Origin of the sequence: Fluviicola sp., assembly GCF_030151805.1 — a bacterium.
Classification (GTDB): Bacteria; Bacteroidota; Bacteroidia; order Flavobacteriales_D; family Crocinitomicaceae; genus Fluviicola.
The window spans coordinates 1-3,117 of the sequence record NZ_JASLCN010000290.1; the positions used below are offsets into that span (position 1 = coordinate 1).

3 protein-coding genes and 1 pseudogene are annotated in these 3,117 nt (G+C 42.4%); all 4 read right to left on the bottom strand.

Annotated elements, in window-relative coordinates; genetic code table 11:
- On the bottom strand, nt 1-1,188 hold a 1,188-nt coding region (locus Q1V93_RS11205), incomplete at its 3' end, for a nucleoside permease (protein WP_300664722.1).
- A 22-nt stretch (nt 1,189-1,210) separates the two neighbouring features.
- Nucleotides 1,211-1,786, bottom strand: a complete 576-nt coding sequence (locus Q1V93_RS11210; RefSeq protein ID WP_300664724.1) for a bifunctional nuclease family protein — start codon at nt 1,784-1,786, stop codon at nt 1,211-1,213.
- Nucleotides 1,787-1,886: 100 nt separating this feature from the next.
- The gene (locus tag Q1V93_RS11215) at nt 1,887-2,837 is read right to left on the bottom strand and encodes an electron transfer flavoprotein subunit alpha/FixB family protein (protein WP_300664726.1); all 951 of its coding nucleotides are present in this window, start codon (nt 2,835-2,837) and stop codon (nt 1,887-1,889) included.
- 14 nt (nt 2,838-2,851) lie between these two features.
- Nucleotides 2,852-3,117: pseudogene (locus tag Q1V93_RS11220) on the bottom strand (electron transfer flavoprotein beta subunit/FixA family protein); the annotation flags it as partial.

A 3,117-nucleotide genomic window follows, 5' to 3' on the forward strand; every position in this document is an offset into this window, starting at 1 on the left:
TAAAGCGTATGCAGCAAAACTAAGCCAGATATGATACCAGTCTTTTGCTCCGCTTTCCAGGATGAAAAAACGTTCGATAATCCAGCCACTGATGTAACTTCCCATAATCGCGCCTATTCCGTTGGTCATCATCATAAACAATCCTTGCGCACTGGATCTGATTTTAGAATCTGTTGTAGTTTCAACAAACAATGATCCCGAAATATTGAAAAAATCGAAGGCCATTCCGTATACGACGCAGGAAGTAATGATCATCCAAAGACCGTCTTCCGGGTTTCCGAATGCAAATAAGCCGAAACGCAAAACCCATGCAAGCATACTGATCAGCATCACTTGTTTGATTCCGAATCGTTTCAGGAAAAAAGGAATTGCCAGGATGAACAGTGTTTCCGAAATCTGAGAAATGGACATGATCACTGTCGAATACTTTACAACGACAGAATCTGCGTACTGTGGAATGCCTTTAAATTCCGATAAGTACAAATCTCCGTACATATTCGTCAGCTGCAACGCCGCTCCGAGAAGCATTGAAAACAAAAAGAACAACGCCATTTTGTAGGTTCCGAACAGTTTGAAGGAGTCGAGCCCCATCACTTCTATAAACGATTTCTTTTCTGTTTTAACGTTTGTAGGCGGACATTTCGGAAGTGTAAATGAGTAAATCGCCAGAACAATTGCAGCAATCCCAGCAATGACGAACTGATTTGCCGAAGCCTTATTTCCGGTCAGATTGGTAAACCACATGGCAGCGATAAATCCGACGGTTCCCCAAACACGGATTGGAGGGAAGACTTTTACGACGTCAAACTTGTTGTTTTTCAATACGGTATATCCGATGGAATTAGATAGTGAAATCGTTGGCATGTAAAAGACCATTGCCAGGAAAATAATCCAGAAGAAATTGTCGGATGTTTTTACCAATGGAAGGAGTAACAAGACAACTCCGCCTAATAAATGCAAAACTCCGTAAAGCTTTTCAACATTGATCCAGCGGTCGGCAATGATTCCGGTGATAGAAGGCATGAACAAGGAAGATAATCCCAATGTAGAGAAAACGCCTCCGAATTCTGCGGGTCCCCAATGTTTTGTGTCAAACCAATAATTTGCAATCGTAATCAACCACGCTCCCCACACGAAGAACTGGAGAAAACTCATAATGGTCAATCGAACTTTGATGGATTTCCCCATAATAATAAATGCTTAATGTGGATTACGCTTCGCGCTTATTGATTTCATCTCTGATTTTGGAAGCCAATTCATAGTCTTCCTGGTCAATCGCAGTTTGAAGTTGTTCTTCCAATTCAGCCTTGGTCATTTTACTGAACTCATTGTCGTCTGAATCTGCGATTTCAATTTCATCTTCTTCATCCAGAAATTCATCAGAAAGAATTCCGGCAGAGGAAAGAATGGATTCAAAAGTGTAAATAGGGCAGTCGAACCGAACTGCTAAAGCGATTGCGTCGGAAGTTCTGGCATCGATATCCGAAAAAACGCCATCTTTCTCACAAACCAATTTTGCAAAGAAGATTCCTTCCTGCAAATTGTAAATCACGACTTCTTTGAGTTGAATGGAAAAAGTTTGTGCGAGAGATTTGAATAAATCATGAGTGAGCGGCCTGGTCGGGGTCATTTTTTCCAACTCGATGGCGATTGCCTGAGCTTCAAAACCGCCAATAATGATTGGCAAACGGCGTTTTCCGCCTGATTCAGCTAAAACCAAAGCATAAGCACCACATAGAGTCTGACTGTATGACAGTCCGATAATATCTAGTTTAATCTTGTCCATTCGAACGTTTTCCTTACGAAGGGTTTAAATAAGGAGGGAAGCATTTTGCGTGCTTCCCTCCTCGGATTTACTTCCGTAAAAATAATTAAATAGATGAATCCTAGTGCGGTGTTGAACGGAATTTTTTTACAGCTTCCGTTAATTTCGGCAATACTTCGAACGCATCACCCACTACTCCGTAATCAGCAGCCTTGAAGAAAGGCGCTTCAGGATCTGTGTTGATCACTACAATCACTTTTGAACCGTTTACTCCGGCCAAGTGTTGAATTGCACCGGAAATCCCTGCAGCAATGTATAGGTTCGGACGAATTGCAACTCCTGTTTGCCCTACGTGTTCGTGATGAGGTCTCCAACCGATATCAGCAACCGGACGGGAACATGCTGTTGCAGCACCCAATGCTTTTGCCAAATCTTCTACGATTCCCCAGTTTTCAGGACCTTTCAATCCACGGCCAGCTGAAACAACCAATTCTGCTTCCGGTAATGGAATTTCACCTTCCGGCATTTTTGTTTCAACTACTTTGATCGCAGAGGCACCTGCCGCTCCGTCAAATGCTTCAACGGCACAAGCCGAACCAACTTTTTCAGGCTGGAATGAATTCGGAAGCAATGAAATAATTTTTTTAGCAGATTTCACAGAAACGAAACCAAATGCTTTTCCTGAGAAAACATTTACCTTCACGACAAAACCGTTTGCTGTATTCGGAACATCCACTGCTCCGGAGATCAATCCTGCTTTCAAACGAACAGACAGGCGCGGAGCAACTGCTTTTGCTACCAGGTCGTGAGAGAAAACGATTAATTCTGCACCTGTTGTTTCAGCTGCTTTTGCGATCAAACGAGTGACTTGTTGTGAATCTTCAGTAGAAACATTGCGATCTACCAATACTTTCTCAGCACCATATTCTCCTAAGTTTGCCAATGTTGCATCGTCCACTGAACCGGTTGCAACAACCGTAATCGTACCACCGATTTTCTTTGCGTAAGTTACCGCTTCAAAAGCACTTTTCGCTAAGTGGTTGGATGAATTGATATAAACTAAAATATTCATAATTCCTTTGTAAATTAAATAACTTTAGCTTCGTTGTGTAACAAAGCAACTAATTCGTCCATGTTGTTCGGATCAATCATTTTCACAGCTGATTTAGCTGCCGGTAATCCGTATTCAACGTATGCTGTCAAATCTTCAACCGCTGTTGGCGCAACCACTGTAAGCGGTTTTGTACGAGCTGCCATGATTCCGCGCATGTTTGGAATGCGTTGTTCTGCCATTCCTTTTGCACAGGAAACAACCAATGGTAAGTTTGCTTCCACGACCTGAACACCACCAA

Coding starts and splice junctions, on each gene's coding strand:
- Q1V93_RS11210 (WP_300664724.1), bottom strand. CDS start 1,786: ATGGACAAGATTAAACTAGATATTATCGGACTGTCATACAGTCAGACT.
- Q1V93_RS11215 (WP_300664726.1), bottom strand. CDS start 2,837: ATGAATATTTTAGTTTATATCAATTCATCCAACCACTTAGCGAAAAGT.